The following is a 25,938-nucleotide window of genomic DNA, read 5'->3' as shown; positions in this document are numbered from 1 at the left end:
TTACAGCCTGGCGTTGCTGCATCGGTCCCCATCCTCCGTCCGATCCGGCAACACCAGGCTGTTTTGTTGTGGCCACCTCCCCTGTAGGAGCGGATTCAGCGCTTGCGCAGAATCACGCTACCAATCGAATAACCGGCGCCGAACGAGCTGAGCACCGCCAGCGAACCGGCCGCCAGATCATCCTGATGCTTGTGGAAGGCAATCACCGAACCGGCAGAGCTGGTATTGGCGTAGGTGTCGAGAATCACCGGGGCTTCCTGCTCGGTGGCTTCGCGGCCCAGCAGTTTCCTGACGATCAGGTGGTTCATGCTGAGGTTGGCCTGGTGCAGCCAGAAACGCTTCACGTCCGTGACGTTGAGCTGGTTTTCTTCCAGATGCTTGGCGATCAGATCCGCGACCATCGGGCAGACTTCCTTGAACACCTTGCGGCCTTCCTGGACGAACAGTTTGTCCTTGGCGCCGATGCCCTCTTCCGCCGCGCGGTTGAGGAAGCCGAAGTTGTTGCGGATGTTGTTGGAGAACGTGGTCAGCAGCTTGGTGCTGACCACGTCGAACTGGTACGGGGAGGTGGCCAGGTCGGCACGTTCGATGATCACCGCGGTGGCGGCGTCGCCGAAGATGAAATGGCTGTCGCGGTCGCGGAAATTCAGGTGACCGGTGCAGACTTCCGGGTTGACCATCAGGATCGCCCGGGCCTGGCCCAGTTGCACGCTGTTGGCGGCGGTCTGAATGCCGAAGGTCGCCGAGGAGCAGGCTACGTTCATGTCGAAGCCGAAACCCTGGATGCCCAGCGCTTCCTGGACTTCGATGGCGATGGCCGGGTAGGCGCGCTGCAGGTTGGAACAGGCAACGATCACGCCGTCAATGTCTGCGGCGGTCTTGCCGGCGCGCTGCAAGGCTTGTTCAGCGGCGCCGATGGCCATCTGGCAAAGCACCGACCACTCGTCATTCGAGCGTTCCGGCAGGCGTGGCGCCATGCGTTGCGGGTCGAGGATGCCGGCCTTGTCCATGACAAAGCGGCTTTTGATGCCAGATGCTTTTTCGATAAACGCCACGCTGGATTCGGTCAACGCTTCGATGTCGCCGCGCGCGATGGCGTCGGCATTATCGGCGTTGAACTGCGCGACGTAAGCGTTGAAAGACTGCACCAGCTCTTCGTTGGAAATGCTGTTGGCCGGGGTGTACAAGCCGGTGCCGCTGATGACGACGTTATGCATGGTCGTTTCTCTAATCTGTTCAGGCAGAAAGTGTTGGCACTGACGTACCAACACATTAAGGGTCTATTCCCATCCGGGGATGCAAACCTGGCATCGCTTTATTCCGACCCGCCCGCGACCGTAAAGGCTCAAAACCGCGGGGCCGGCGTTTATAGGCGCGAAGTTTGCCATAAACCTTGGGGTTTGGCCCTATTTGCTGGAGCAACCCCCTACCGCAGACACAACGCATTACCGTAGGAGCCAGGCTTGCCGGCGAAGGCGTCCTTATGATCGCCTTCGCCGGCAAGCCTGACTCCTACAAAAAGCCTTTAGGGTTCGACCTGGGTCCATTGCTTGTTCAGGCGCTTGTCGGAGATCGGCACCTTGGTCCCCAATTGCTGGGCGAACAACGAAACCCGGTATTCCTCCAGCCACCAGCGATACAGCTCCAGCTGCGGATCGCGCTTGCCTTCCTGGGCGTGCTTGTTGGCGCGGGTCTGGTATTGAGCCCAGAGCCCGGACAACTCGCCGCTCCAGACCCGGTCCTTCTGCACCTGAGCGCCGAGTTTTTCGAAGCGCTGCTCGATGGCCTTGAGGTAGCGCGGCAGTTCCTTGAGCCATTGCATCGGGGTTTCACGCACGAACCCCGGATACACCAGATGGCTGAGCTGCTGCTTGATATCGTTCAGGGCCACGGCTTGCGCCAGGTCGATCTTACCCTTGAAACGTTTTTGCAGACCGTGCCAGAGCTTGAGAATCTCCAGCGTCAGCTTCGCCAACCGCTCGGCGTGCTCGGTCCAGCCGCCGCGCTTGCGCTCGGCCAGCGCCGCCAGTGCGGCGCCATCACGCGGCAGCGGGTCTTCGCCGTCGAGGATGCAGCTGTCGAGACTCGCCAGCAGGATGTCTTCCACCAGGCTGTCGATACGCCCCATGTCGCGGTACATCAGACCCAGCTCGGTCAGCCCCGGCAACTTGCCGCGCAGGAACTTCGCCGGTTCCGCCAGTTGCTGCATCAGCAAACGCTGCAAGGCCCGGCGATGCTGGAATTCGGCTTCGGCCGGCGTGGAAAAACGCCCTTCCTTGACCGTGCCGCTCTCTTCCACCAGCGCCGGATAGACCGTCATCGACAGGCCGGCAATCTTCTGCTGGGTTTTCTCAGCGACGGCGGCAAAGACTTTCGCCTCCACCGGTTGCTGGCTTTTCGCAGTTTGCGGCACGGCCAACGCGGCCTGGCTGGCCTCGGCAAAGCGCGCGGTCAACTCGCCCAGGTCCCGCCCCTCACCGAGAAACTTGCCCTGGCCGTCGACGATTTCCAGGTTCATCCGCAGATGGCTTTCGACCTGCTGCGACGCTTCGGCCCAGGCTTCATCGCTGACCCGCGCCCCCGTCATGCGCAGCAATTCACGACCCAATGCCTGGGGTAACGAGCCCTCGGCGAAGGTCATGCGCTGTAGCGCGGCTTTGACGAAGTCCGGCACCGGCACGAAGTTCTTGCGCAGGGCCTTGGGCAGGTTGCGCACCAGCGCAATGCACTTGGCCTCGATCACGCCCGGCACCAGCCACTCCAGGCGCTCCGGCGGCAACATCGGCAACAGCGGCGCCGGCACCCGCAGGGTCACGCCGTCGCGGGGATGGTTGGGCTCGAAGTGATAACTCAGGGCCAGCTCCAGGTCGCCGATGTGCAAGGTGTCCGGGTAATGCGCGGCGGTGACCTCGCTGGCTTCGCGAGCCAATACGTCTTCTTCGCGCATGATCAGCAACTGCGGGTCTTTCTGGCTGTTGACCCGGTACCAGCTGTCGAAGGTCGCGGTCTGGTGGATCTCGGCCGGCAGTCGCGCGTCGTAGAAGGCGAACAGGGTTTCTTCGTCCGCCAGAATGTCGCGGCGACGCGCCTTGGCTTCGAGTTCGTCGAGCTGTTCCAACAGTTGTTTGTTGGCCGTCAGGCATTTGGCTTTCGACTGAATCTCGCCACGCACCAAGCCCTCACGAATGAACAACTCACGTGACGTCGCAGGATCGATCGGTCCGTAGTGCACCGGCCGGCGACCGACCACGATCAAGCCGAACAGGGTGATCTGTTCAAAGGCCACGACCTGGCCGCGCTTCTTCTCCCAATGGGGTTCGAAGTGGTTTTTCTTGATCAGGTGCCCGGCGAGCGGCTCGATCCAGTCGGCATCGATCTTGGCCACCATCCGCGCATAGAGCTTGGTGGTTTCCACCAGTTCGGCGGTCATCAGCCATTGCGGGCGCTTTTTACCCAGCCCGGATGACGGGTGAATCCAGAAGCGTCGCTGACGGGCACCGAGGTAATCGCCGTCTTCGGTTTTCTGACCGATCTGGCTGAGCAGGCCCGAGAGCACGGCTTTGTGCAGTTTCGGGTAATCCGCCGGCTCTTTATTGAGGCTCAGCTGCATGTCGCGGCAGATCAGGCTCAACTGCCGGTGAGAATCGCGCCACTCGCGCAGGCGCAGATAATTGAGGAAATTCTTGCGGCACCAGTTGCGCAACGGACTCGCCGTCAGGGCCTGGCGCTGCTCTTCAAAACCACGCCACAGATTGACCAGCCCGGCGAAGTCCGAGTCGACGTCTTTCCATTGCGCGTGGGCCTGATCCGCCGCTTGCTGACGCTCCGGCGGACGCTCGCGCGGGTCCTGGATCGACATGGCGCTGGCGACGATCAGCACTTCCTGCAAGCTGCCGAGTTTCGCCGCTTCCAGCAGCATGCGGCCCATGCGCGGGTCCACCGGCAGTCTCGCCAGTTGACGACCGAGCGGGGTCAACTGGCTGTTGCGATCCACTGCCGAGAGTTCTTGCAGCAGGTTGAAACCGTCGCTGATGGCCTTGCCATCCGGCGGCTCGATAAACGGGAAATCGGTGATCTCGCCCAGGCGCAGGTGCAGCATCTGCAGAATCACCGCCGCCAGGTTGGTGCGCAGGATCTCCGGATCGGTAAATTCCGGACGACCGATAAAGTCCTCTTCGCTGAACAGCCGCACGCAGATGCCCGGCTCGACCCGCCCGCAACGACCCTTGCGCTGGTTGGCGCTGGCCTGGGAAATGGCTTCGATGGGCAGGCGCTGGACCTTGGCCCGATAGCTGTAGCGACTGATGCGCGCGGTGCCGCTGTCGATCACGTAACGGATGCCCGGCACCGTCAGCGAGGTTTCAGCGACGTTGGTCGCCAGCACCACGCGACGGCCTGGGTGCGACTGGAAAATCCGTTGCTGCTCGGCCGGCGACAACCGTGCATACAGCGGCAGGATTTCGGTGTGCTTGAGCTGGGCCTTGCGCAACATGTCGGCGGCATCGCGAATCTCCCGTTCGCCGGGCAGGAATACCAGCACATCGCCCGGGCTCTTGCGCTCGCTGCGTTCGAATGCGGCGATTTCGTCGAGGGTCGCCAGGATGGCCTGATCCACCGTCAAGTCATCCTCGACGCGGTTGCCCTCCTCGTCCTGCTCCAGGGTCAGCGGGCGATACCAGGTGTCCACCGGGAAGGTGCGGCCGGAGACTTCGACGATCGGCGCGTCGTCGAAGTGCTTGGAAAAGCGCTCCAGGTCGATGGTCGCCGAAGTGATGATGACTTTCAGGTCCGGACGGCGCGGCAGCAGGGTTTTCAGGTAACCGAGCAGGAAGTCGATGTTCAGGCTGCGTTCGTGGGCTTCGTCGACGATGATCGTGTCGTAGCGTTCGAGGTAGCGGTCGTTCTGGGTTTCCGCCAGCAGGATGCCGTCGGTCATCAGCTTGATCAGGGTGTTGGAATCGCTCTGATCCTCGAACCGCACCTGATAGCCGACCAGCGCGCCCAACGGCGTGCCCAATTCTTCGGCGACCCGACTGGCCACGCTACGCGCTGCGATCCTGCGGGGTTGGGTGTGGCCGATCAGGCCATGCTGGCCGCGACCGATTTCCAGGCAGATCTTCGGCAACTGGGTGGTCTTACCCGAACCGGTTTCGCCAGCGATGATCAGCACCTGATGCTTGAGCAGCGCTGCCTTGATTTCATCGCGCTTGGCGGCGATCGGCAGGCTGTCGTCGTAACGCACCACCGGCAGGCTGGCACGCCGCGCCAGCACCTGATCGCAGGAGGCTTGCAGGCGCGCGGCCCACTGGGCCAGCCTGGCCTCGTCGGGTTTCTTGCGCAGCTCGAGCAACTGCCGCCGCAGCCGGTGGCGGTCGGCGAGCATGGCGTGATCGAGGTTTTTCAGCAGTTTGTCGATGGAAGGCGATTCGTCAGTCATCAGGTACGCAATAAGTCGTCTAGTGGCGCAGGGGGCGGATTGTCGCAGATTTTACGACCGCTGCGCGGCCGATCGCGAGCAAGCTCGCTCCCACAGGGACTACGCATAACCTGTGGGAGCGGGCTTGCCCGCGAAGACGTCAATGAGCCTTACTCGTTATCGCGACCTTTGCGGCGGTACGGGAACACATCAATCACTTTGCCAGCGCGAATCGCCTCCTGCAGGCTTTTCCAGTAATCGGCGTTGTACAGCTCGCCATGCAACTGATCGAACAATTTGCGCTGCCCGGAATCGGCAAACAGAAACGGCGGAAACTCCTCGGGAAACACATCCAGCGGCCCGATCGAATACCACGGCTCGGAGGCCATTTCGTCTTCCGGAGTACGCGGTTGCGGGATATGGCGGAAGTTGGCCTCGGTCAGGAAACAGATTTCGTCATAGTCATAGAACACCACTCGGCCGTGACGGGTGACGCCAAAGTTTTTGAGCAGCATGTCGCCTGGAAAGATGTTCGCCGCCGCCAGTTGCTTGATCGCCAGACCGTAATCTTCCAGTGCCTCGCGCACCTGCGCCGGGTTGGCGTGTTCCAGGTACAGGTTCAGCGGCGTCATCCGCCGCTCGGTCCAGCAGTGGCGAATCAGCACCGTGTCGTCTTCCACCGACACCGTGGACGCGGCCACTTCGAGCAACTCTTCCAGGCACGCCGGCTCGAACTTGCTCAACGGGAAACGAAAGTCGGCAAATTCCTGGGTATCGGCCATGCGCCCGACCCGGTCGACGCTTTTCACCAGACGGTACTTCTCGAACACCGTGGCGCGGTCGACGTTTTTCGACGGCGAGAAGCGGTCCTTGATGATCTTGAATACGGTAGTGAAACCCGGCAGGGTGAACACGCTCATGACCATGCCGCGTACGCCGGGCGCCATGATGAACTGATCATCGGTGTTGGCCAGGTGATTGATCAGTGCCCGGTAGAACTCGGATTTGCCGTGTTTGTAGAAGCCGATCGAAGTGTACAACTCGGCGATATGCTTGCCCGGCAGGATGCGTTTGAGGAAACCGATGAATTCCGCCGGCACCGGCACATCCACCATGAAATACGAGCGGGTGAAGGAGAAGATGATCGACACGTCCGCTTCATCGGTGATCAACGCATCGATCTGAATCCCGCGGCCTTCGCGGTGCAGCAGCGGAATCACCAAGGGCCACTGCTCGTCCTGGGTGTAGATGCGCCCCACCAGGTACGCCCCCTTGTTGCGGTAAAGCACCGAGGAAAACAGTTCTACGCTCAACTCCGGGTCCTTGCACACCCAGTCTGGCAGGCTCTCGCGCAATTGCCCTTCGAGGCGGCGCAGGTCGCCGGGCAGGTCGGCGTAATCCTCGCTGAAACGGTAATCGGCGAAAACACTGGCGAGCATGCCGGCTAGCTGACCTTGAGGTTTATAGGTGCGGGTTTGCGCGGCACGCGCCCGGCGCAGGCTTGGCCGGGTGGTGTGGATGAACATGCAGCCATCGCTGATCAGATCATGGCTGAACAGCCCGCAGAAAATCGAGTTGTACCAGGTCTCGGACAACTCATCGTCGAAGCGCAGGTCGATCAGCGTGATGTAAGCGCTCTTGACCAGCGGCCAGCAACTGTCGTCCATCAGCGTGTCGGCTTCGAAGGAGGTGCGCAGTCGCGCCACGGTTTCGCCTACTTTTTCTTCGTACAGATTGATCCGCGCAGCCGACGCGATTTGCGCCTCCTGCCACTTGGCCTGTTCGAAACGGGCTCGGGCGCCGTCAGTGATCTGACGGAAATGCTCGCGGTAATCGTCAAAGCCGTCGAGGATCATTCGGGCGATGTCGGCGGCTGGCCAATGCTGCGGCATAGATAAAACCTCGGCGGCTGGTGCTTATCGTTGGAGCCTGAGCTTAGTGGTCCTGTGTGACGCAACGCAACCATTGCCTTGTGCCCGGACTGGCGCGACACTTGCGCGCCAATCATGGAAGGAAACCGCTGTGAACCCCGTCGATACTCTGCGTTTGCTGGCACTTGCCGCCATTTGGGGGGCGAGCTTCCTGTTCATGCGCATCATCGCCCCCGTGATCGGCACGGTTCCCACGGCTTTTTTCCGCGTGTCGATTGCAGCAGTCGGGCTGCTGGTGATCCTGGGCCTGATGCGCATCAGCTGGGACTTCAAAGGCAAACTCAAGACGGTGATGCTGCTGGGGATGATCAACTCCGGGATTCCAGCGACCCTTTACTCCGTCGCCGCCCAAGTGCTGCCGGCCGGTTACTCGGCGATTTTCAATGCCACGACGCCGCTGATGGGGGTGTTGATCGGCGGCCTGTTCTTCAGTGAAAAACTCACGGCCGCCAAGCTGGGCGGGGTGTTCCTCGGCCTGTTCGGCGTCGGCATCCTGACCCGGGCCGGTCCGGTGGCGTTTGACCTGGACCTGTTGATGGGCGCCCTCGCCTGCCTGCTCGCCACCACCTGCTACGGTTTTGCCGGGTTCCTCGCTCGCCGCTGGCTTGATCAGGCCGGCGGTCTCGACAGTCGTCTTTCGGCCCTGGGCAGCATGCTGGGCGCGACCTTGTTGTTGCTGCCGCTGTTTGGCTACAGCGTGATCAGTCAGCCACCGGCGAGCTGGGGCGGCTGGAGTGTCTGGCTGTCGTTGCTGGGGTTGGGGCTGGTATGTACCGCATTGGCGTACATTATTTACTTCCGCCTGCTCAGCTCGGTCGGGCCGGTGAAGTCGATGACCACGACCTTCCTGATTCCGCCGTTCGGGGTGTTGTGGGGGGCGTTGTTACTGGATGAGCCGTTGTCGATGGCGCACATATATGGCGGGGTGTTGATTGCGGCGGCGTTGTGGTTGGTGTTGAAGCCGGGTGTGGTGAAGGCCTCTGAGGTCGCAGCCCGATAGTTTTGTAGTGTTGCTGATGACGCCTTCGCGAGCAAGCCCGCTCCCACATTGGATCTTCGTTGCGACACAGATCAAGTGTGGGAGCGGGCTTGCTCGCGAAGGCGGAGGCCCAGACACCAACAATTACAGCGCCTTGTCACTCACCTCCCCATCCACCAACCGCCGAATCCCCAACGGATTAGCGTCCTGCAACGCCTGCGGCAACAACGCATCCGGATAATTCTGGAAGCACACCGGCCGCAGGAAACGGTCGATCGCCAGGGTGCCGACCGATGTCCCGCGCGAATCCGACGTCGCCGGGTACGGCCCGCCATGCACCATTGCATCGCAGACCTCGACCCCGGTCGGATACCCATTGAGCAGAATCCGCCCGACCTTTTCCTGCAGTAACTCCGCCAGCCAGCGATACTCCAGCAGCTCCCCGGCCTCGCCGATCAGCGTCGCCGTCAGTTGCCCGCGCAGGCCCTGCAGCGCCGCCGTGAGCTGTACCCGATCCTCGACTTCAACGATGATGGTGGTCGGTCCGAAAACCTCTTCCTGCAGCAGTCCATCGCCCTTGAGCAACAGACTGACATCCGCCTGGAACACCTGCGGATGAGCCTGATTGCCCTGTTGCGGCTTGCCCGCCAGATGCGTCAGCCCCGGATGTTCATGCAGCTCGCCCAGGCCTTTGCTGTAGCTGACCAGCGCGCCGGCATTGAGCATGGTTTGTGGCGGTTGCTGGTTCATGCTCGCGCAAAATGTTTCGACAAAGGTGCTGAACTGTGGAGAGCGCAGGCCGATTACCAGGCCCGGATTGGTGCAAAACTGACCACAACCCAGGGTCACCGAACCGGCCAGTTGTGCGGCGATTTGTTCGCCACGCACCGCGAGAGCTTCGGGCAGCAGGAACACCGGGTTGATGCTCGACATCTCCGCAAATACCGGGATCGGCTGCGGCCGTGTCGCGGCCATCTGGCTCAGTGCATTACCGCCCTTGAGCGAACCGGTGAAGCCCACGGCCTGGATCGCCGGATGCTTGACCAGCCATTCACCAACGCCACCGCCGTAGATCATATTGAACACGCCGGCCGGCATTTCAGTACGCTCGGCGGCGCGGATGATCGCATCCGCCACCCATTCGGCGGTCGCCATGTGGCCGCTGTGGGCCTTGAACACCACCGGGCAACCGGCGGCCAGCGCGGACGCGGTATCACCGCCGGCGGTGGAAAATGCCAGCGGAAAGTTACTCGCGCCGAACACCGCGACCGGTCCCAGAGCGATGCGGTACTGCCGCAGATCCGGACGCGGCAACGGCTGACGATCCGGTAGCGCCCGATCGATGCGCGCGCCATAAAAATCACCACGGCGCAGGACCTTGGCGAACAGGCGCATCTGGCCGCTGGTGCGCCCGCGCTCTCCTTGAATGCGCCCGGCCGGCAACGCCGTTTCACGGCACACGGTGGCGACGAAATCATCGCCCAAGGCATCGATTTCATCGGCGATGGCGTCGAGGAACTGCGCACGTTTTTCCGCGCTGAGGTTGCGGTAGATCGGGTACGCGGCCGCGGCAGCGTTGGCGGCGGCATCCACTTCGGCTTCGGTCGCCTGGAAGAAGCTGCCGGGCAGTGGCTCACCGCTGGTTGCGTCGAGGCTTTGCAGCTGCAGGGTGCCGTCGGCGCTGCGCCGGCCGTCGATGTAATTGTGTCCGAGTAGCGTGGTCATGAGGCGTTTCCTGATCGACTGTGTAGAAACGGGTATGCGACCTGTAGGAGCCGGCTTGCTGGCGACAGCGTCCACCAGAACGGCACAAGGCTTGAAGGCCAATCGCTGGCAAGCCAGCTCCAGGTTCGTCGGTGTTTCCCGATCCCTTGCTTTTAGAGCGTGCGCACCTGGCCGATGGCCAACGGCTGGGCGCTTTCGCCGATGCCGTTTTCCAACGGTGCGCCGAACTCATCGAGGCTGATCTGGAAGCGATCCCCCGGCTGGGTTTTCACCCCGTCGGCAAACGACAGCGTGGCGGTGCCGAAGTAATGCACATGGACATCGCCCGGACGCAGGAACTGCGCGTATTTGAAGTGGTGGAATTCGAGGTTGGCCAGGCTGTGGCACATGTTGTCTTCGCCGCTGAGAAATTCCTTTTCCCAGAGGGTTTCACCGTTGCGCGTGATGCGGCTGGTGCCCGCGAGGTGCCTGGGCAGTTCACCGACCCGCAGCTCCGGGCCGTAGGCACAGCAACGCAGTTTCGAATGGGCGAGGTACAGGTAATTGCGTCGCTCCATCACATGGTCGGAGAACTCGTTGCCCAGGGCAAAACCGACCCGATAGGGCTGGCCGTCGTCGCCGATCACGTAGAGACCGGTCAACTCCGGCTCTTCGCCAGCATCCTCGGCAAACGGCGGCACGGGGAAGTCCGCGCCGGGGCGCACGACGATGCTGCCGTCACCCTTGTAGAACCATTCCGGCTGCGCACCGACTTGACCGGCCGCGGGTTTGCCGCCCTCCAGGCCCCACTTGAATATGCGCATGGTGTCGGTCATACCGGCTTCGACCGCACCGTCCTGCTGGTGCATCTTGTCCCGCGCCGAGGCGCTGCCCAAATGGGTCAGGCCAGTCCCACTGATCAGGCAATGGGCCGGGTCTTCATGGTCCAGCGGCGGCAGCACGTTGCCCTGTTGCAACAGTTGCGCGTAATCCGGGCCCGGCTCGGTGCCGCGCAAGGCGACTTCGTCTTGCAGGCTGCGCTGGGCGCGGATCGCCGCGAGTGCCAGTTCACGGGTGCTGCGGGTGTCGCGCACTACCTGGACCTGGGAACCCTCGACGAGACCGACCTGGCGCTCCCCGGCAGTGTTTTCAAATTGAATCAGGCGCATGTCCGGCCCTCCAGAAAGTCGTGGATGGCGCCGTTCAAAACGGCGCCTCAAGGTCACTCGATGATGTTGAAGTCGCTCAAATACTCATCGGAGATTTCCAGGCCCAGACCCGGCTTGTTGTCGTCGAGCTGGATATAGCCATTGACCGGTTGTGGCTCGCCCTTGAACACGTAGTAAAAGAGTTCGTTGCCGACCTCGACATCGAACACCGGAAAGAACTCGGCCATCGGCGAGGCGGTGGTGGACATGGTCAGGTGGTAGTTGTGCATCTGCCCGGCGTGCGGGATCACCGGCACCGACCAGGCTTCGGCCATGGCGTTGATCTTGCGCGCGGCGGTGATGCCGCCGACGCGGTTGGTGTCGTACTGGATCACGTCGATCGCGCGGCGCTCCAGCAGGTCCTTGAAGCCGTAGGAGGTGAATTCATGCTCGCCGCCGGAGATCGGCATGATCCCCATTTTTTTCAGCTCGATGTAGCCCTCGATGTCGTCGGCGATCACCGGCTCTTCCAGCCAGCGTGGCTCGAACTCGGCAAGTTTGGGCAACATGCGACGGGCGTATTCCAGGGTCCAGCCCATGTAGCATTCGAGCATGATGTCGATGTCCGGGCCGGCCAGTTCACGCAGCGCCCGCACTTGTTCGATGTTCTTGCGCATGCCCGCCGGGCCATCTTTCGGACCATAGCCGAAACGCATTTTCAGCGCGGTGAAGCCCTGGTTCAGATAGCCCTGCGCTTCTTCGAGGAACAGGTCGAGGTTGTCGTTGGCGTAGAGCTTGGAGGCATAGGTCCAGATCTTTTCCTTGGTCCGCCCGCCGAGCAGTTTGAACACTGGCTTGTTCACTGCCTTGCCCATGATGTCCCAGATGGCGATGTCGATCGCCGAGATCGCCGCCATGCCGATGCCTTTGCGGCCCCAGGCGTGGCTCTGGCGGTACATTTTCTGCCAGATGTATTCGTTGTCGAACGGGTCTTCGCCAATGGCGATCGGTGCCAGGTAGGTGTCGATGATTTCCTTGGCCACACGCGGCGCCAAGGCGCAGTTACCGATACCGACAAGACCGGTGTCGGTCTCGACTTCCACCACCAGCCAGCCGTGGAAACGGAACGAGCCCATGGCGTCGCCGCGCTCGAACAGGATGTCGCTGGCGTTGGTGCAGAAGTGCGCCTGAGGGGGAACGACTTTGCCTTTCCACTCGAAAACGCGGGTACGGATGGCTTTGATTTTCATGAATACAGTTCCTTGCGCTGCCGGCTTTTTGTAGTTGTCGGGTCGCTGCGCGGAGCCGCTCGTGTGGGCCGGTCCGGGCATTCGATGGAGCGACTTTAGCCAGCACGCGGGAGGACGGATAATCACTTATGCACATCCATCGATAACCAGGGGTGATAGCAAAAACCGGTTATCCGGTAGATCGGGTTATCAGGCTTCAAGACAAAAAAAGGAGCTGGCTTGCCAGCGAAAAGCGGTCTGACAGTCACCTCACGTGTGTCTGTCAGACCGTCTTCGCTGGCAAGCCAGCTCCCACAAGGTTTTGCGTTGATCACAAAAATCGAGCAATACCATCAATCCCTGTGGGAGCGGGCTTGCTCCGGGCGGCGTTCCGACGAAGGCGGTGTGTCAGGTGGCATTAATGTCGACTGACACGGCTTCTTCGTCGGAACGCCGCCCGGAGCAAGCCCGCTCCCACATTGGGGTTGTGTTGTTTTACAGATTAGCGTCAGTAGCTGTTGGCACCCATCCGGCACGCAATCTCGAACGCCTGGCGAATCGCCCCGACATTCGCCTTGCCCTGCCCCGCGATATCGAACGCAGTGCCGTGGGCCGGCGTGGTAATCGGGATCGGCAACCCGCCCTGTACTGTCACGCCACGGGAGAAACCCATCAGCTTGATCGCGATCTGTCCCTGGTCGTGGTACATGGTCACCACCGCGTCGAAGGCACTGGCATCGCCCTGCACCTTGAGGAAAATCGTATCGCCGGGATAGGGTCCTTCAGCCGCAATCCCCAACGCCTGAGCCGAGCGAACTGCCGGGCCAATGATGTCCAGCTCTTCGCGCCCGAACGAGCCGTTATCGCCGTTGTGCGGATTCAACCCACACACACCGATGCGCGGTTTCTCCAGGCCGTTGCGCTTGAGCGCAGTGTCGATCAGTTGGATCGCCTCCACCACCCGCGCCTGGGTGAGCATGCCCGGCACATCGGCCAGGGCGACGTGGGACGTCACCCGGGAAGTCCAGAGGTTGTCGAGCACGTTGAATTCGCAGAACGGCCCGTGGAAATCCAGCAGCTCGGCGAACCAGTGCAGTTCGTCGCTATGGGCCATGCCGGCCATGTGCAACGAGGTTTTGTTCAACGGCCCGAACAGTACCGCGTCGGTAGAGCCGGCTTCGGTCAGGCGCAAGGCCTTTTCCAGGGTGTCGAGGCTGTAGCGGCCGCCGATGACACTGGCTTCACTGCGCGCAAATTCGCCGAGGGTGTCGCCACGAAAATCATAGAACAGCGGCGTGTCATCGCGAAAATCCAGCTGGTCCAGAGACTCCACGCGACGATACGGAAATTCTGTCCCGGCGATGCGCATGCCACGGCGCATTTCCGCCTCGTCGGCAATCAGAATCACATTGGCCTGGCTGCGCACGTCGGGCTCGCCGAGCAAGCGTGCGATCAGTTCCGGGCCGATGCCCGCCGGGTCACCCAGGACCATGGCGATGGTTGTCTTGTTCATGCTTCACTCCTCAAGGGTTCTGGCCCTGTCCGGTCGATGGCGCCAGGCTCGCAACGATAAACCCGTTGCGCGTTGCTATAGAACAGTCGCTCCTGATCGGCCCGCGGCAGATCAGCAACGATGGATTTGAAACCGTTGTAGATGTCATTGAATGAGCCGCACAGGCCGTCCACTGGAAAGTTGCTGGCGAACATCACTCGACCGGGACCGTAGATCGCGATCACTTCGCGCACGATCCAGGCATTGTCTTTGGCGCGCCATGCCTGGCCGCGCTGACCAAGGCCGGAGATTTTCACCTGCACGTTCGGCCATTCGGCCAGCCGCGCCATCGCCAGGCGCCAGCCCGCCAGGCCCTCGGCACTGCGGTCATTCGGCAACCCGGCATGGTTGAGAATCAGCGTAGTGCCGGGAAAGTCCCGGGCCAGCCGTTCGGCTTCGTGCAGGTTCCACCAGGGTGTCTGCAAATCGAAATGCAACCCCAATCCTTGCAGTGCAGCATAACTGCGCCGCCAATGCTCGTCGCTCATCAGGCTGCGCATATGGCCTACCTGGGCCGGCGCGGTCGGGCCACCGGGTTTGTGGCGAACGCTGCGCACGCACTTGTAGCTCGCTTGCTCGGTCATCACCGCGATGGCGTCGGGATGGTTCAGCCAGGCTTGTGCCACGATTGCATTCGGGACGCCGTAACGGGCGGCCAGTTGTTCGATGAAGCGGGTTTCGCCAATGGGGTCTTGTGGATCCCATTCGGTCTCGATATAGACCGTCTTCACCACGTCATGAGGACCGGCATCGGCGAAGTAATCCTCGGGAAAATAGCGACGCTTGAGCGCACTGTAGTCACCGTAGCGAAACGGGATATCGGCCTCGGGCGCCAACCAGGGATGGGCATTGATCGACGGGTCCCAGAATTGATGATGGGCGTCGATGATCGGTCCACTCCACAGCTCACCCATAAGGCACCTCGTCGAGGTTGATGATCGGTACTGACGAGCACTATCGAAGGCACAGTGATAACCGTCCAATCAAAACTTGAAATAAGGCGATAGCCTTGGGTTATGTCAAACCCTGCTTTCAAGTGGCTTGCGGGGTATTGCGCCTATGCCGACTCTCCACTGAAATGGCTCTGGCGCACTACTCCTGGCGAGATAGGCGATTTAGATCGTGGCGACCTATAACCCCAGGCTATCGGCGTATGTATTGTTTTGACTAGACGCGGACGCGGCGTCTTCCCACACTCACTCCAGGCTTGCAACTTTCATCACCGACAAGTCACTCATAACAACTACAAAAACGAGGCCCTTCCATGCGAAATGCATTCGTCCGTCGCACGTCCCGTCTGGCTCTTGGTTGCACACTGGTCGCCGCAGGGATCCTCCCGGCTCTGGCGCACGCCTGGCAACCGGACAAGAACGTCGAAATCGTCGTCGCCGGTGGCCCCGGTGGCGGTACCGACCAGCTCGGTCGCCTGATCCAGTCGATCATCACCACCCACAAGTTCCTCGACGTCAATACCATCGTCCTGAACAAGGGCGGCGGCAATGGCGCCGAAGCCTTTCTCGACCTGAAAATGAACAAGGGCGATCCGGAAAAACTGGTGATCGGCACCAACAACATCTACCTGTTGCCGCTGGTGTCCAAGCTCGGTTATCAATGGCAGGAACTGACCCCGGTAGCGGCCGTGGCCGAGGATGACTTCATTCTCTGGAGCTACAAAGGCGCACCGTGGAAAGATGCCAAGGGCTTCTACGAAGCGGCCAAGTCCGACCCGTCGAAACTGCGCATGGGCGGCAGCCAGTCCAAGGATGTCGACCAGACCCTGACCCTGCTGCTGAACCAGACCAACAACAGCAAACTGGTGTACATCCCGTTCAAGAGCGGCAGTGAGGCCGCGACCCAACTGGCCGGCAAACACATCGCCGCCAACGTCAACAATCCCAGCGAAAGCATCAGCCAATGGCGTGGCGACCAGGTCGAGCCGCTCTGCGTGTTCAGTAAGGAACGCATGAGCTACACCGAAAAAGTCGCCGGCGATAAAGCCTGGGCCGACGTTCCGACCTGCCACGAACAGGGCCTGGGCATCGACCAGTACCGCTTCCCGCGCACCGTGTTCATGCCCGGCGAAGTCACCGCCGAACAGCGCGCGTTCTATGTCGAGCTGATGCGCAAAGTCACCGAGACGCCGGAGTTCAAGGCCTACGTCAAGCAGAATGCGCTGGTGCCGACGTTCCTCGAAGGCGAGCCACTGACCGCCTACATTGAGAAAGACACCGCTCGCGTTACCCCGGTGTTCAAAGAAGCCGGCTGGCTGAAAAACTGAGTTGCCTGCGGCCGTCCGCCTGCGCACGGCCGTCCCCTGCTGGAGGTGTTTTCATGTCCCAATCTTCGGATTCACCGGCGCTGGTCGGTACCCGCTGGGTCGAACTCGGTCTGACACTCTTCACCACGCTGATCGGCGTGGTGGTGATGTACGGCAGCGTCGAACAGGGTATCGGCTGGGGCGATTCCGGCCCAGAGCCGGGTTACTTCCCCTTTTACATCGGCCTGCTGTTGAGCGCAGCGAGTGTGGGCAACGGCGTATTGACCCTGGTGCGCTGGAAAGCGATGAGCATCTCATTCGTCAGCCGCAATGCGTTCAGGCAAGTGCTGTCGGTGTTCATCCCGATTGCGCTGTTCGTCGCGGCCATGCCGTTCACCGGTATCTATGTGGCCTCGGCCTGCTTCATCGCCTGGTTCATGTGGCATGACAAAACCCGCGTCAAACCCTATGGCAAGTTGATGATCGCGACTATCTCCCTCGGTGCAGTCCTCGCCAGCTACCTGATTTTCGCACTGTGGTTCAAGGTCCCGCTGGATGCCGGCCCTCTAGGCGACTGGATTGCCCTGGCCGGGAGACATTTCAAATGAGCGAGTTCGATTCCCTGCTGCAAGGCATGAACCTGATCCTGACCCCCGGCCATATCGGCCTGATGGTGATCGGCGTGCTGCTGGGCATTCTGGTCGGCGTATTGCCCGGCCTCGGCGCCCCCAATGGCGTAGCGTTGCTGCTGCCGCTGACGTTTACCATGTCGCCGGTGTCGGCGATCATCCTGTTGTCGTGCATGTATTGGGGCGCGCTGTTCGGCGGCTCGATCACCTCGATCCTGTTCAACATACCCGGCGAGCCCTCATCGGTGGCGACCACCTTCGACGGCTACCCGATGGCCCGCGAAGGCCGCGCCGCCGAAGCACTGACCGCCGCCTTCAGTTCGGCGCTGATCGGTGCGCTGGCCGGGGTGTTGTTGCTGACGTTCCTGTCGACGCGGATTGCCGAATTCGCCATGTCCTTCAGTTCGCCGGAGTTCTTCGCGGTCTACCTGCTGGCGTTCTGCACGTTCATCGGCATGAGCAAGAATCCACCGCTGAAAACCGTGGTGGCGATGATGATCGGTTTCGCCATGGCCGCGGTCGGCATGGACACGGTTTCGGGCAACCTGCGCCTGACCTTCGACCAGCCGACCCTGATGACCGGCATCAGCTTCGAAGTGGCGGTTATCGGCCTGTTCGGCATTGGCGAAATCCTCTGCACGGTCGAGGAAGGCCTGGTGTTCCGTGGCGAGCATGCACGCATCACGCCCATGGTGATCCTGCGCACCTGGGCCAAATTGCCACGTTACTGGTGGACCATTGTGCGCAGCACCCTGGTCGGCTGCTGGATGGGCATCACGCCTGGCGGGCCGACTGCGGCATCGTTCATGAGCTACAGCCTGGCGCGACGCTTCTCGAAGAACCGCGAGAACTTCGGCAAGGGTGAACTCGAAGGCGTGATCGCTCCGGAAACCGCCGACCATGCAGCCGGCACCAGCGCGCTGCTGCCGATGTTGACCCTGGGCATTCCGGGTTCGGCCACCGCCGCCGTGATGCTCGGCGGGTTGATGATCTGGGGCCTGCACCCTGGCCCGACGCTGTTCGTCGAGCAACATGACTTCGTCTGGGGCCTGATCGCGAGCATGTACCTGGGCAACGTGGTGAGTCTGATAGTGGTGCTGGCCACCGTGCCGCTGTTCGCTTCGATCCTGCGCATTCCTTTCTCGATCATTGCGCCGATCATCATCATGGTCTGCGCCATCGGTGCCTACTCGGTGCACAACTCGTTCTTCGACGTGGTGCTGATGCTCGGCTTCGGGGCGCTGGGGTATCTGTTCAAGAAACTCGGTTACCCGATCGCACCGCTGGTTTTGGCAGCGGTACTGGGGGACAAGGCTGAAGATGCTTTCCGTCAGTCGATGCTGTTCTCCGACGGTCACATCGGGATCTTCTGGTCGAACCCGTTGGTGGGCGGCCTGACCACGGCAGCGCTGCTGATGCTGTTCTGGCCACTGATTTCCAAGGCGCTGCAAACCCTGACGGGCCTGCGCAAACCCCAGGTCGCCAAGCCAAAATCGGTGCTGTGACACAGCAATGCTGGCAACGCCTGACATTTGTTGTCAGGCTTGCCGCAGTCCTTTTTCGCGAGCGCGGCCATGACCCGAATTCCCGTTGCCAATGTGATCCACAGTCGATTGCGTCTGCGTCAGCTACGGCTGATGCTGGCGTTGCAGGAATTCGGATCGTTGCGCCGCGCCGCCGACCACATCGGCATGACGCAACCGGCGGCGACCAAGATGCTGCACGAAGCCGAGGACTTGCTGGGTGTGGAGCTCTTCGAGCGGCTGCCCCGGGGCATGCGTCCTACCCCATTCGGGGAAACCGTCACGTATTACGCACGCATGGTGTTCGCCGAACTCAGCGGCATGCGTGAAGAACTGGTTGCACTCGAATCCGGCAACCTTGGGCGGGTCGCCGTCGGGGCGATTCCGGCGCTGGCTTCTGGGCTGTTGACTCGAACCATCGCCACTTTGAAACAAAGCCATCCGCGGTTATCCATGAGCATCCAGGTCGATACCAGCGACGTGCTGGTGCAGGCGCTGTTGCAGGATCAACTGGATATCGTGCTGGGCCGGATTCCGGCGGGTGCGCGGGCCGAGGAGTTGCTGTTCGACAGCTTGGGTGAAGAAGCGCTCTGCGTGATTGCCGGTGCGCAAAATCCCCTGGCGAAAGAAAAGCAATTGAGCTGGGCGGAACTGCAGAACATGACCTGGGTGCTGCAACAGCATCCAAGCCCGATGCGCTCGATCATCAATCAGGTGTTCCACAATGCACGGGTCGATATCCCCAGCAGCATTGTCGAAACCACCTCGATCATGACCTTGCTGTCATTGATCCAGCAGACCGACATGCTCGGTGTGACACCGGTGTCGGTGGTCGAGGACTATCCTGGCCGGGATCTGCTGGCCGTGTTGCCGATCAAGTTCGAAGCACGGCTGCCCCCTTATGGGTTGATCACCCGGCGTCATCGCATTCAATCGTCGGCGATGCAGGCGTTCATGAATTCCGTGCGGGCGGAACATGCGCTGGCCAAGTAAAAAAGGCCCGGAGCGCATGCCAATCAACCCAACAACCAATACCCCAACAACGCCAATACCACGACCGCCAGCACCGGCCGCAGTACGCGGTAGGCCTTGGGGTTGCGACGCTTCCACTGTTTGATCACACCACTGAACCTGTCGCTGAAGTTCTTGCTCCAGGCATAAGCCTGATTGATCCCGCCAACACGTTCGTCATCCAGGTTCTGCGGTGCGGTGGCGCGGCCGAGAAAACCACTGACCCAACGGTTGATGCGGGTCATGAAGCGGTTGCTCAGCGGGCGTTCGACATCGCAGAACAGGATGACCCGGGTCATTTCCGTTTCATTCTTGACCCAGTGCACATAGGTCTCGTCGAACATCACGTCCTCGCCATCACGCCAGGCGTAAATCTGACCGTCAACGAAAATGCGGCAGTCGTCGGAGTTCGGCGTCGACAAACCCAAGTGATAACGCAGGGAGCCGGCAAACGGGTCGCGGTGCGGGTTGAGGTGACTGCCGCCTGGCAGCAAGGCGAACATGGCGCCTTTGACGTTGGGAATGCCGCTGAGCAGGGCCACGGTTTTCGGGCACAGGGTTTGTGCCGAGGGCAGTGGTTTGTCGTACCACTTGAGATAGAAACGCTTCCAGCCCTTCTTGAAGAACGAGCCGAAACCGGCATCGTTGTTCTTCTCGGCAGCGCGGATGTAGCCCTCGTCGAACAGGTGCATCGCTTCGTCGCGGATGACTTCCCAGTTGTCCTTGAGTACATCCAGTTCGGGAAAGTTGCCGCGATCCAGATAAGGTCTGGACGGTACGCTGGAGAACAGGTACATCAAGGCGTTGTAGGGGGCGAACAGGGCCGAGTGGTTGACGAACTGACGCAGGACCGGCAATCGCGCCTTGCCGCGCAAATGCACATAAAGGGTACTGCCCAGAAACAGCAGCAACAGCGACGCCTTCGCGGCAAGGGAAAAGCTCATCAGCAACTCCTTGATCGTCGACAACTCTGCACAACGCCATTTACCCGACGTGGCAGCCGGCATGATAAACATTACCGGCCACAGGAAAAAACCGCATGACTCAACATTCAGTGTTGAGAAATGTGCAACAAAGCACTTCTAACACAAGGCTCCTGAACGGGGGCTGACCTGAGCCATCACCCGTTCACAGGATCAAAAACAAGATCAGAAGATCGTCCGAACGCGGCCCGAACCTGCGGCTGCTGCTACAGAATCGCCTTTGCACCAACCCCCTTGGAAAACCGGATTGGCGCAGCCTGCGATCTTTGGATTTTTTCAGTTATTGCTGATTCTCCTGCTCGGTAAACAGATCACTGAACAGCATGCTCGACAGGTAGCGCTCGCCGGAATCGGGCAGGATCACCACGACGGTCTTGCCCTGCATTTCCGGGGTTTCCGCCAGTCGGACCGCTACAGCCATCGCCGCACCAGAGGAGATCCCGCATAGAATCCCTTCTTCCTGCATCAAACGCAGGGCCATGGCCTTGGACTCTTCATCGCTGACCAGCTCAACCCGATCGACCATCGACAGGTCCAGATTCTTCGGCACGAAACCGGCCCCGATACCCTGGATCTTGTGCGGGCTTGGCTTGATCTCTTCCCCGGCCAGCGCCTGAGTGATGACCGGCGATGACACCGGCTCCACGGCCACCGAAATGATCGGTTTGCCCTGGGTATTCTTGATATACCGCGAAACCCCGGTAATGGTTCCACCCGTTCCGACGCCAGCCACCACGACGTCGACCGCACCATCGGTATCGTTCCAGATTTCCGGGCCGGTGGTTTTCTCGTGAATGGCCGGGTTGGCCGGGTTGTCGAACTGCGCGGGCATGAAATAGGACGACGGGGCGCTGGCCACAATTTCAGCTGCTTTCTCGATCGCTCCCTTCATGCCCTTGGCCGGTTCGGTCAAGACCAGCTCGGCGCCGAGCGCCTTGAGCACTTTGCGTCGTTCGATACTCATGGAGGCCGGCATGGTCAGCACCAACTTGTAACCACGCGCCGCGGCAACAAACGCGAGGCCAATACCGGTATTGCCGGAGGTCGGCTCGACGATGGTCATGCCAGCTTTGAGTTTGCCGGTGCTTTCGGCGTCCCAGATCATGTTCGCGCCGATCCGGCACTTGACCGAATAACCCGGGTTGCGCCCTTCGATCTTGGCCAGGATGGTCACGCCGCGCGGGGCGATGCGGTTGATCTGCACCAGCGGCGTATTGCCGATGGAATGGGCGTTGTCAGCGAAAATACGGCTCATGGCTGGGTCCTTGTACAGCGTTGAATAAGCCCTCCAAGGTATGCCTGTTGCCGGTGGTCGTCCAGTCAGTCGAACGTCCGGTTACAACAACAGTCAATGGCTTTACATCGCCAGAGATTTGCCATCATGAAACGCAGATACCGTTGGCCCCTGTGGACTCTAGCCGGCCTGGTTGTGCTGCTGATTGCCCTGCATTTCGCCCTGCCCTACATGGTGCGCAACTACCTGAACGACAAGCTGGCGGACATGGGCGACTACCGTGGCCAGATCGTCGATGTGGACCTGGCCCTGTGGCGCGGCGCCTATAAAATCAACGGGCTGAAAATCGTCAAGGTCGACGGCAAGGTCCCGGTGCCCTTCGTCAACGCGCCGCTGATCGACCTCTCCGTCAGTTGGCACTCGCTCTGGCATGACCACGCGGTGGTGGCCGAGGTGCAGTTCATCAAGCCCGAAGTGAACTTCGTCGACGGCGGCGCCAACAAGCAAAACTCCCAGACCGGCCAGGGCACCGACTGGCGGGCGGAACTGGGCAAATTGCTGCCGATCACCCTGAACGAAGTGCGCATCAATGACGGCAAGATCAGCTTTCGAAATTTCAATTCAAAACCACCCGTCAACATGAACGCTACCCAAGTCGACGCCAGTATCTATAACCTGACCAACGTGGTCGACACCGAAGGAAAACGCGACGCTCGCTTCGAAGGCAAGGCGTTGTTACTGGGACACGCGCCCTTGGAAACCACCGCAACCTTCGACCCGCTGAGCAATTTCGAAGACTTCCAATTCCGGTTACGGGCAAGGGGCATCGAACTCAAGCGCATGAACGACTTCGCTTCGGCCTATGGCAAGTTCGATTTCAACGCCGGCCATGGGGATGTGGTGATTGAAGCGCAGGCCAAAAAGGCAAAATTGACGGGTTACATCAAACCGCTGTTGAAGGATGTGGACGTGTTCAATTGGCAGCAGGATGTGGAGAACAAGGACAAAGGGATTTTCCGTTCCATCTGGGAGGCCATCGTCGGCGGCTCCGAAACCGTGTTGAAAAACCAGGGCAAGAATCAGTTTGCGACCCGCGTGGAGCTGCGCGGCAATGTGCATCGGCAGGATATCAGCGCGTTTCAGGCGTTTTTGCAGATTTTACGTAACGGTTTCATTCAGGCATTCAATGCACGGTATGAACGGCCGAAGCCGGATGAGGGTTAAGGTTTGCGCGTGACGGTATAGCGACCGGTTTCTTCGGCCGCCCGTGCCGGATTCGAGCGTTGCTGCAAGTAGTCCCACCCCAGGCAGGCCAACGCCAATGACCGGGGCACTGCTTCACGGCCACTGCTGTATCGCGTGATGCTACGGGCGCTGACCCCTAGCGCTTCGGCCGCCTTATTCAGCGGGAAACCCGTGCGAGCGCGCCAGTCGATGAAGATCCGGGTGTTTTCGTCCGAGGCGTTTTGTGCAAGAGCATCCAGATAAAGAGTGTCGGCGCCAATCTGGATGTCCAGTTCAGGCCATTCGACGCTCCAGCCATCATCGCCCAGGGTTGCACCTTCGAAAGCGCCAGACTCCAGCAATGGCTGCAAGCCTGGATAGGCGCGCAGGTCACGACTCAAATCGAGGGTCAGTCGCTGACCGTCGATAAAGGTCAGAGCGAGGCGATAATCCGGCAATGCCTGCACGGCCGACAACCGCGGTCGTTTCATGGGTAACATCGTTTCCAGTCCTCCAGCAATTGCACTTGATTAGCCCTTACCCACTCCAGCGCTTCCTTGATAATCAGCGGCGGGGCCTTGCCCATCATCACTTCGACGGTTTCCAGGCTCAACATCACATCCAGCCCGCCACCCGTGAGGTGGACATGAGGTGGCGGATGATCCTTCTCGCGCAATTGGATGCGGTACTTATCGCGAAATCGATATTTAGTAGACATGCCGGGCAAGCTATCGCCAAAATGGCGATAGCTCAATACTGGCCCGCCGCCGAGACTGAGTCAAGATGTGACGCCCCATTCAGAGACTGAATAAGCCGTCTGCGTTCACAGTGGACCGGGCACCGCGTTATAGTCGGGTACTACACATTATTGCGCCCCGCCCTGCCTCTTTCAGGTCGGCGTTACCGTTCGAGGATTAGCAGATGAAGTTCGAAGGCACCCAGGCCTACGTCGCCACCGATGACCTGAAACTGGCGGTCAACGCCGCCATCACCCTGGAGCGTCCGCTGCTGGTCAAGGGCGAACCGGGCACTGGCAAGACCATGCTCGCCGAGCAACTGGCCGAGTCGTTCGGCGCCAGGCTGATCACCTGGCACATCAAGTCCACCACCAAAGCCCATCAGGGTCTGTACGAGTACGACGCGGTCAGCCGCCTGCGCGATTCGCAGCTGGGCACGGAAAGGGTCCACGACGTGCGCAACTACCTGAAAAAAGGCAAGCTGTGGGAGGCTTTCGAGTCCGAAGAGCGGGTGATCCTGCTGATCGACGAGATCGACAAGGCCGACATCGAGTTCCCGAACGACCTGCTGCAAGAACTCGACAAGATGGAGTTCTACGTTTACGAGATCGACGAGACCATCAAGGCCAAGAAGCGTCCGATCATCATCATTACTTCCAATAACGAGAAAGAACTGCCGGATGCGTTCCTGCGCCGCTGTTTCTTCCACTACATCGCCTTCCCGGATCGCGTCACGATGCAGCGGATCGTCGACGTGCACTACCCGAACATCAAGAAAGACCTGGTCAGCGAAGCACTGGACGTGTTCTTCGACGTGCGCAAGGTACCGGGCCTGAAGAAGAAGCCCTCGACCTCCGAACTGGTGGACTGGCTGAAGTTGTTGATGGCCGACAACATCGGCGAAGCGGTGCTGCGCGAGCGCGATCCGACCAAGGCCATTCCACCGCTGGCCGGCGCCCTGGTGAAGAACGAACAGGACGTGCAGTTGCTTGAGCGTCTGGCGTTCATGAGCCGTCGCGGCACTCGCTAAGTACGACAAAGGGCAATAGTCATGCTGCTCAACCTGTTCAATGAAATGCGCGCCGCCAAGGTGCCGGTCTCGGTGCGTGAGCTGCTGGACCTGATCAACGCGCTGAAACAGCGTGTGACCTTCGCCGACATGGACGAGTTTTATTACCTGTCCCGGACGATTCTGGTGAAGGACGAAAAACATTTCGACAAGTTCGACCGGGCGTTCGGCGCCTACTTCAACGGCCTGGAAAAACTCGACGACCACCTCAAGGCCTTGATCCCGGAAGACTGGTTGCGCAAGGAATTCGAACGCTCCCTGAGCGATGAAGAGCGCGCGCAGATCCAGTCCCTCGGCGGCCTGGACAAGTTGATCGAAGAATTCAAGAAACGCCTGGAAGAACAGAAGGAACGCCATGCCGGTGGCAACAAATGGATCGGCACCGGCGGCACCAGCCCGTTCGGCTCCGGCGGTTTCAACCCGGAGGGCATTCGGGTCGGCGATGCCGGCAAGCGCCAGGGCAAGGCGGTCAAGGTCTGGGATCAGCGCGAGTACAGGAATCTCGACGATTCGGTGGAACTGGGCACGCGCAATATCAAGGTCGCTTTGCGCCGGCTGCGCAAATTCGCTCGTCAGGGTGCGGCGGAAGAGCTGGACATCGATGGCACCATCGACCATACCGCACGCGATGCCGGGCTGCTGAACATCCAGATGCGGCCGGAGCGGCGCAATACCGTCAAGCTGTTGCTGCTGTTCGACATCGGCGGCTCGATGGACGCGCATGTGAAGATCTGCGAAGAATTGTTCTCGGCTTGCAAGACCGAGTTCAAGCACCTGGAGTACTTCTACTTCCACAACTTCATTTATGAATCAGTGTGGAAGAACAACCTGCGCCGCACCTCCGAGCGCACCTCGACCCAGGATTTGCTGCACAAGTACGGCGCCGACTACAAAGTGATCTTCATCGGCGACGCCGCCATGGCGCCCTACGAAATCACCCAGGCCGGCGGTAGCGTCGAACACTGGAACGAAGAAGCCGGTTACCTGTGGATGCAGCGTTTCAAGGAGAAGTACAAGAAACTCATCTGGATCAACCCGTATCCGAAAGATACCTGGGGGTATACCTCGTCGACCAACATTGTGCGGGAACTGATTGACGACCAGATGTACCCGCTGACGTTGCGGGGGTTGGAAGAGGCGATGAGGTTTCTTTCCAAATAGAAATGCATTGCCTGTAAGGGCCTCTTCGCGAGCAAGCCCGCTTGTATGCTAGGACTTGAAGGGAGGAGAAGGGACAAAGCCCGATTCTGACTGTTGACGCAGTACAGATCCGTGGGAGATTTCGCCCCTCCTCCTTTCACCCAAGCGCCGA

20 protein-coding genes are annotated in these 25,938 nt (G+C 60.5%); 8 read left to right on the top strand and 12 right to left on the bottom strand.

The window, feature by feature from the left end; genetic code table 11:
* Nucleotides 1-95: 95 nt before the first annotated feature.
* The 3 genes from F8N80_RS29710 to aceK form a co-directional block, all read right to left on the bottom strand.
* A complete protein-coding gene (locus tag F8N80_RS29710) occupies nucleotides 96-1,217 on the bottom strand; it encodes a beta-ketoacyl-ACP synthase III (protein WP_150785270.1) in 1,122 nt (373 codons plus the stop codon).
* Between the two features lie 308 nt (nucleotides 1,218-1,525).
* Nucleotides 1,526-5,437, bottom strand: a complete 3,912-nt coding sequence (gene hrpA / locus F8N80_RS29705) for an ATP-dependent RNA helicase HrpA (RefSeq protein ID WP_150785269.1) — start codon at nucleotides 5,435-5,437, stop codon at nucleotides 1,526-1,528.
* 149 nt (nucleotides 5,438-5,586) lie between these two features.
* On the bottom strand, nucleotides 5,587-7,308 hold the full coding sequence (gene aceK / locus F8N80_RS29700; protein ID WP_150745834.1) for a bifunctional isocitrate dehydrogenase kinase/phosphatase: 1,722 nt from the start codon (nucleotides 7,306-7,308) through the stop codon (nucleotides 5,587-5,589).
* A gap of 130 nt (nucleotides 7,309-7,438) precedes the next feature.
* Here aceK and F8N80_RS29695 point away from each other — a divergent pair, with 130 nt between their 5' ends.
* On the top strand, nucleotides 7,439-8,347 hold the full coding sequence (locus F8N80_RS29695) for a DMT family transporter (protein WP_150785268.1): 909 nt from the start codon (nucleotides 7,439-7,441) through the stop codon (nucleotides 8,345-8,347).
* Between the two features lie 123 nt (nucleotides 8,348-8,470).
* Here the strand turns inward: F8N80_RS29695 and F8N80_RS29690 are convergent, their stop codons facing one another.
* From F8N80_RS29690 to F8N80_RS29670, 5 genes are all read right to left on the bottom strand, one after another.
* A complete protein-coding gene (locus F8N80_RS29690) occupies nucleotides 8,471-10,051 on the bottom strand; it encodes an aldehyde dehydrogenase (NADP(+)) (RefSeq protein ID WP_150745840.1) in 1,581 nt (526 codons plus the stop codon).
* A 152-nt stretch (nucleotides 10,052-10,203) separates the two neighbouring features.
* Entirely contained in the window at nucleotides 10,204-11,199 is a 996-nt protein-coding gene (gene araD1, locus F8N80_RS29685; RefSeq protein WP_150745841.1) for an AraD1 family protein, read from the bottom strand.
* Nucleotides 11,200-11,252: 53 nt separating this feature from the next.
* Nucleotides 11,253-12,428: an L-rhamnonate dehydratase gene (locus F8N80_RS29680; protein ID WP_150745842.1), complete on the bottom strand. Its 1,176-nt coding sequence runs from the start codon at nucleotides 12,426-12,428 to the stop codon at nucleotides 11,253-11,255.
* A gap of 487 nt (nucleotides 12,429-12,915) precedes the next feature.
* On the bottom strand, nucleotides 12,916-13,920 hold the full coding sequence (locus tag F8N80_RS29675) for a 4-hydroxythreonine-4-phosphate dehydrogenase PdxA (protein ID WP_150745843.1): 1,005 nt from the start codon (nucleotides 13,918-13,920) through the stop codon (nucleotides 12,916-12,918).
* Nucleotides 13,917-14,873 (bottom strand): amidohydrolase family protein, encoded by a 957-nt coding sequence (locus F8N80_RS29670; RefSeq protein ID WP_150745844.1) that lies wholly within the window; start codon nucleotides 14,871-14,873, stop codon nucleotides 13,917-13,919. Before F8N80_RS29670 ends, F8N80_RS29675 begins: the two co-directional genes overlap by 4 nt.
* A gap of 350 nt (nucleotides 14,874-15,223) precedes the next feature.
* Between F8N80_RS29670 and F8N80_RS29665 the strand changes: the two genes are divergently transcribed.
* The 4 genes from F8N80_RS29665 (at nucleotide 15,224) to F8N80_RS29650 (ending at nucleotide 19,361) form a co-directional block, all read left to right on the top strand.
* On the top strand, nucleotides 15,224-16,237 hold the full coding sequence (locus F8N80_RS29665; protein ID WP_150745845.1) for a Bug family tripartite tricarboxylate transporter substrate binding protein: 1,014 nt from the start codon (nucleotides 15,224-15,226) through the stop codon (nucleotides 16,235-16,237).
* Between the two features lie 53 nt (nucleotides 16,238-16,290).
* Nucleotides 16,291-16,824 (top strand): tripartite tricarboxylate transporter TctB family protein, encoded by a 534-nt coding sequence (locus F8N80_RS29660; protein ID WP_150745846.1) that lies wholly within the window; start codon nucleotides 16,291-16,293, stop codon nucleotides 16,822-16,824.
* Complete coding sequence (locus tag F8N80_RS29655) at nucleotides 16,821-18,350, top strand: tripartite tricarboxylate transporter permease (RefSeq protein ID WP_150745847.1); 1,530 nt, start codon at nucleotides 16,821-16,823, stop codon at nucleotides 18,348-18,350. Before F8N80_RS29660 ends, F8N80_RS29655 begins: the two co-directional genes overlap by 4 nt.
* Nucleotides 18,351-18,419: 69 nt before the next feature.
* Nucleotides 18,420-19,361 carry a LysR family transcriptional regulator gene (locus F8N80_RS29650; protein ID WP_150745848.1) on the top strand — a complete coding sequence of 314 codons (942 nt, stop codon included), beginning with the start codon at nucleotides 18,420-18,422 and terminating at the stop codon, nucleotides 19,359-19,361.
* A gap of 23 nt (nucleotides 19,362-19,384) precedes the next feature.
* On the opposite strand, the gene F8N80_RS29645 is transcribed toward F8N80_RS29650, so the two are convergent.
* Nucleotides 19,385-20,323, bottom strand: coding sequence for an aspartyl/asparaginyl beta-hydroxylase domain-containing protein (locus F8N80_RS29645; RefSeq protein WP_150785267.1), 939 nt, complete (start codon nucleotides 20,321-20,323; stop codon nucleotides 19,385-19,387).
* Between the two features lie 319 nt (nucleotides 20,324-20,642).
* Nucleotides 20,643-21,617, bottom strand: coding sequence for a cysteine synthase A (cysK, locus tag F8N80_RS29640; RefSeq protein ID WP_150745850.1), 975 nt, complete (start codon nucleotides 21,615-21,617; stop codon nucleotides 20,643-20,645).
* A gap of 96 nt (nucleotides 21,618-21,713) precedes the next feature.
* Between cysK and F8N80_RS29635 the strand changes: the two genes are divergently transcribed.
* Entirely contained in the window at nucleotides 21,714-22,820 is a 1,107-nt protein-coding gene (locus F8N80_RS29635) for a DUF748 domain-containing protein (protein WP_440131199.1), read from the top strand.
* Here F8N80_RS29635 and F8N80_RS29630 read toward each other — a convergent pair.
* Nucleotides 22,817-23,320, bottom strand: coding sequence for a DUF2442 domain-containing protein (locus tag F8N80_RS29630; protein ID WP_150745852.1), 504 nt, complete (start codon nucleotides 23,318-23,320; stop codon nucleotides 22,817-22,819). The genes F8N80_RS29635 and F8N80_RS29630 overlap by 4 nt on opposite strands.
* Nucleotides 23,308-23,538: a DUF4160 domain-containing protein gene (locus F8N80_RS29625; RefSeq protein ID WP_150785265.1), complete on the bottom strand. Its 231-nt coding sequence runs from the start codon at nucleotides 23,536-23,538 to the stop codon at nucleotides 23,308-23,310. The genes F8N80_RS29630 and F8N80_RS29625 overlap by 13 nt, the downstream gene beginning before the upstream one ends.
* 203 nt (nucleotides 23,539-23,741) lie before the next feature.
* Between F8N80_RS29625 and F8N80_RS29620 the strand changes: the two genes are divergently transcribed.
* On the top strand, nucleotides 23,742-24,587 hold the full coding sequence (locus F8N80_RS29620) for an AAA family ATPase (protein WP_150745854.1): 846 nt from the start codon (nucleotides 23,742-23,744) through the stop codon (nucleotides 24,585-24,587).
* A 21-nt stretch (nucleotides 24,588-24,608) separates the two neighbouring features.
* Complete coding sequence (locus F8N80_RS29615; RefSeq protein WP_150745855.1) at nucleotides 24,609-25,787, top strand: vWA domain-containing protein; 1,179 nt, start codon at nucleotides 24,609-24,611, stop codon at nucleotides 25,785-25,787.
* The last annotated feature ends 151 nt before the right edge of the window (nucleotides 25,788-25,938 follow it).

Source organism: Pseudomonas fluorescens (assembly GCF_902497995.1).
In the GTDB taxonomy this organism is placed as follows: Bacteria; Pseudomonadota; Gammaproteobacteria; order Pseudomonadales; family Pseudomonadaceae; genus Aquipseudomonas; species Aquipseudomonas fluorescens_BK.
Note: the sequence above shows the minus strand (reverse complement) of the source record. Positions and strands in the feature narration are given on the sequence as shown.

What these genes read in the sequence shown, in the direction of transcription:
- F8N80_RS29675 (WP_150745843.1), bottom strand. Translation starts at nt 13,920, where the DNA reads ATGAACAAGACAACCATCGCCATGGTCCTGGGTGACCCGGCGGGCATC.
- F8N80_RS29635 (WP_440131199.1), top strand. Translation starts at nt 21,714, where the DNA reads ATGGCTTTACATCGCCAGAGATTTGCCATCATGAAACGCAGATACCGT.
- F8N80_RS29655 (WP_150745847.1), top strand. Translation starts at nt 16,821, where the DNA reads ATGAGCGAGTTCGATTCCCTGCTGCAAGGCATGAACCTGATCCTGACC.
- F8N80_RS29650 (WP_150745848.1), top strand. Translation starts at nt 18,420, where the DNA reads ATGACCCGAATTCCCGTTGCCAATGTGATCCACAGTCGATTGCGTCTG.
- F8N80_RS29670 (WP_150745844.1), bottom strand. Translation starts at nt 14,873, where the DNA reads ATGGGTGAGCTGTGGAGTGGACCGATCATCGACGCCCATCATCAATTC.
- F8N80_RS29630 (WP_150745852.1), bottom strand. Translation starts at nt 23,320, where the DNA reads ATGTTACCCATGAAACGACCGCGGTTGTCGGCCGTGCAGGCATTGCCG.
- F8N80_RS29615 (WP_150745855.1), top strand. Translation starts at nt 24,609, where the DNA reads ATGCTGCTCAACCTGTTCAATGAAATGCGCGCCGCCAAGGTGCCGGTC.
- aceK (WP_150745834.1), bottom strand. Translation starts at nt 7,308, where the DNA reads ATGCCGCAGCATTGGCCAGCCGCCGACATCGCCCGAATGATCCTCGAC.
- F8N80_RS29625 (WP_150785265.1), bottom strand. Translation starts at nt 23,538, where the DNA reads ATGTCTACTAAATATCGATTTCGCGATAAGTACCGCATCCAATTGCGC.
- F8N80_RS29665 (WP_150745845.1), top strand. Translation starts at nt 15,224, where the DNA reads ATGCGAAATGCATTCGTCCGTCGCACGTCCCGTCTGGCTCTTGGTTGC.
- F8N80_RS29660 (WP_150745846.1), top strand. Translation starts at nt 16,291, where the DNA reads ATGTCCCAATCTTCGGATTCACCGGCGCTGGTCGGTACCCGCTGGGTC.
- cysK (WP_150745850.1), bottom strand. Translation starts at nt 21,617, where the DNA reads ATGAGCCGTATTTTCGCTGACAACGCCCATTCCATCGGCAATACGCCG.
- araD1 (WP_150745841.1), bottom strand. Translation starts at nt 11,199, where the DNA reads ATGCGCCTGATTCAATTTGAAAACACTGCCGGGGAGCGCCAGGTCGGT.
- F8N80_RS29710 (WP_150785270.1), bottom strand. Translation starts at nt 1,217, where the DNA reads ATGCATAACGTCGTCATCAGCGGCACCGGCTTGTACACCCCGGCCAAC.
- F8N80_RS29645 (WP_150785267.1), bottom strand. Translation starts at nt 20,323, where the DNA reads ATGAGCTTTTCCCTTGCCGCGAAGGCGTCGCTGTTGCTGCTGTTTCTG.
- F8N80_RS29680 (WP_150745842.1), bottom strand. Translation starts at nt 12,428, where the DNA reads ATGAAAATCAAAGCCATCCGTACCCGCGTTTTCGAGTGGAAAGGCAAA.
- F8N80_RS29620 (WP_150745854.1), top strand. Translation starts at nt 23,742, where the DNA reads ATGAAGTTCGAAGGCACCCAGGCCTACGTCGCCACCGATGACCTGAAA.
- F8N80_RS29690 (WP_150745840.1), bottom strand. Translation starts at nt 10,051, where the DNA reads ATGACCACGCTACTCGGACACAATTACATCGACGGCCGGCGCAGCGCC.
- hrpA (WP_150785269.1), bottom strand. Translation starts at nt 5,437, where the DNA reads ATGACTGACGAATCGCCTTCCATCGACAAACTGCTGAAAAACCTCGAT.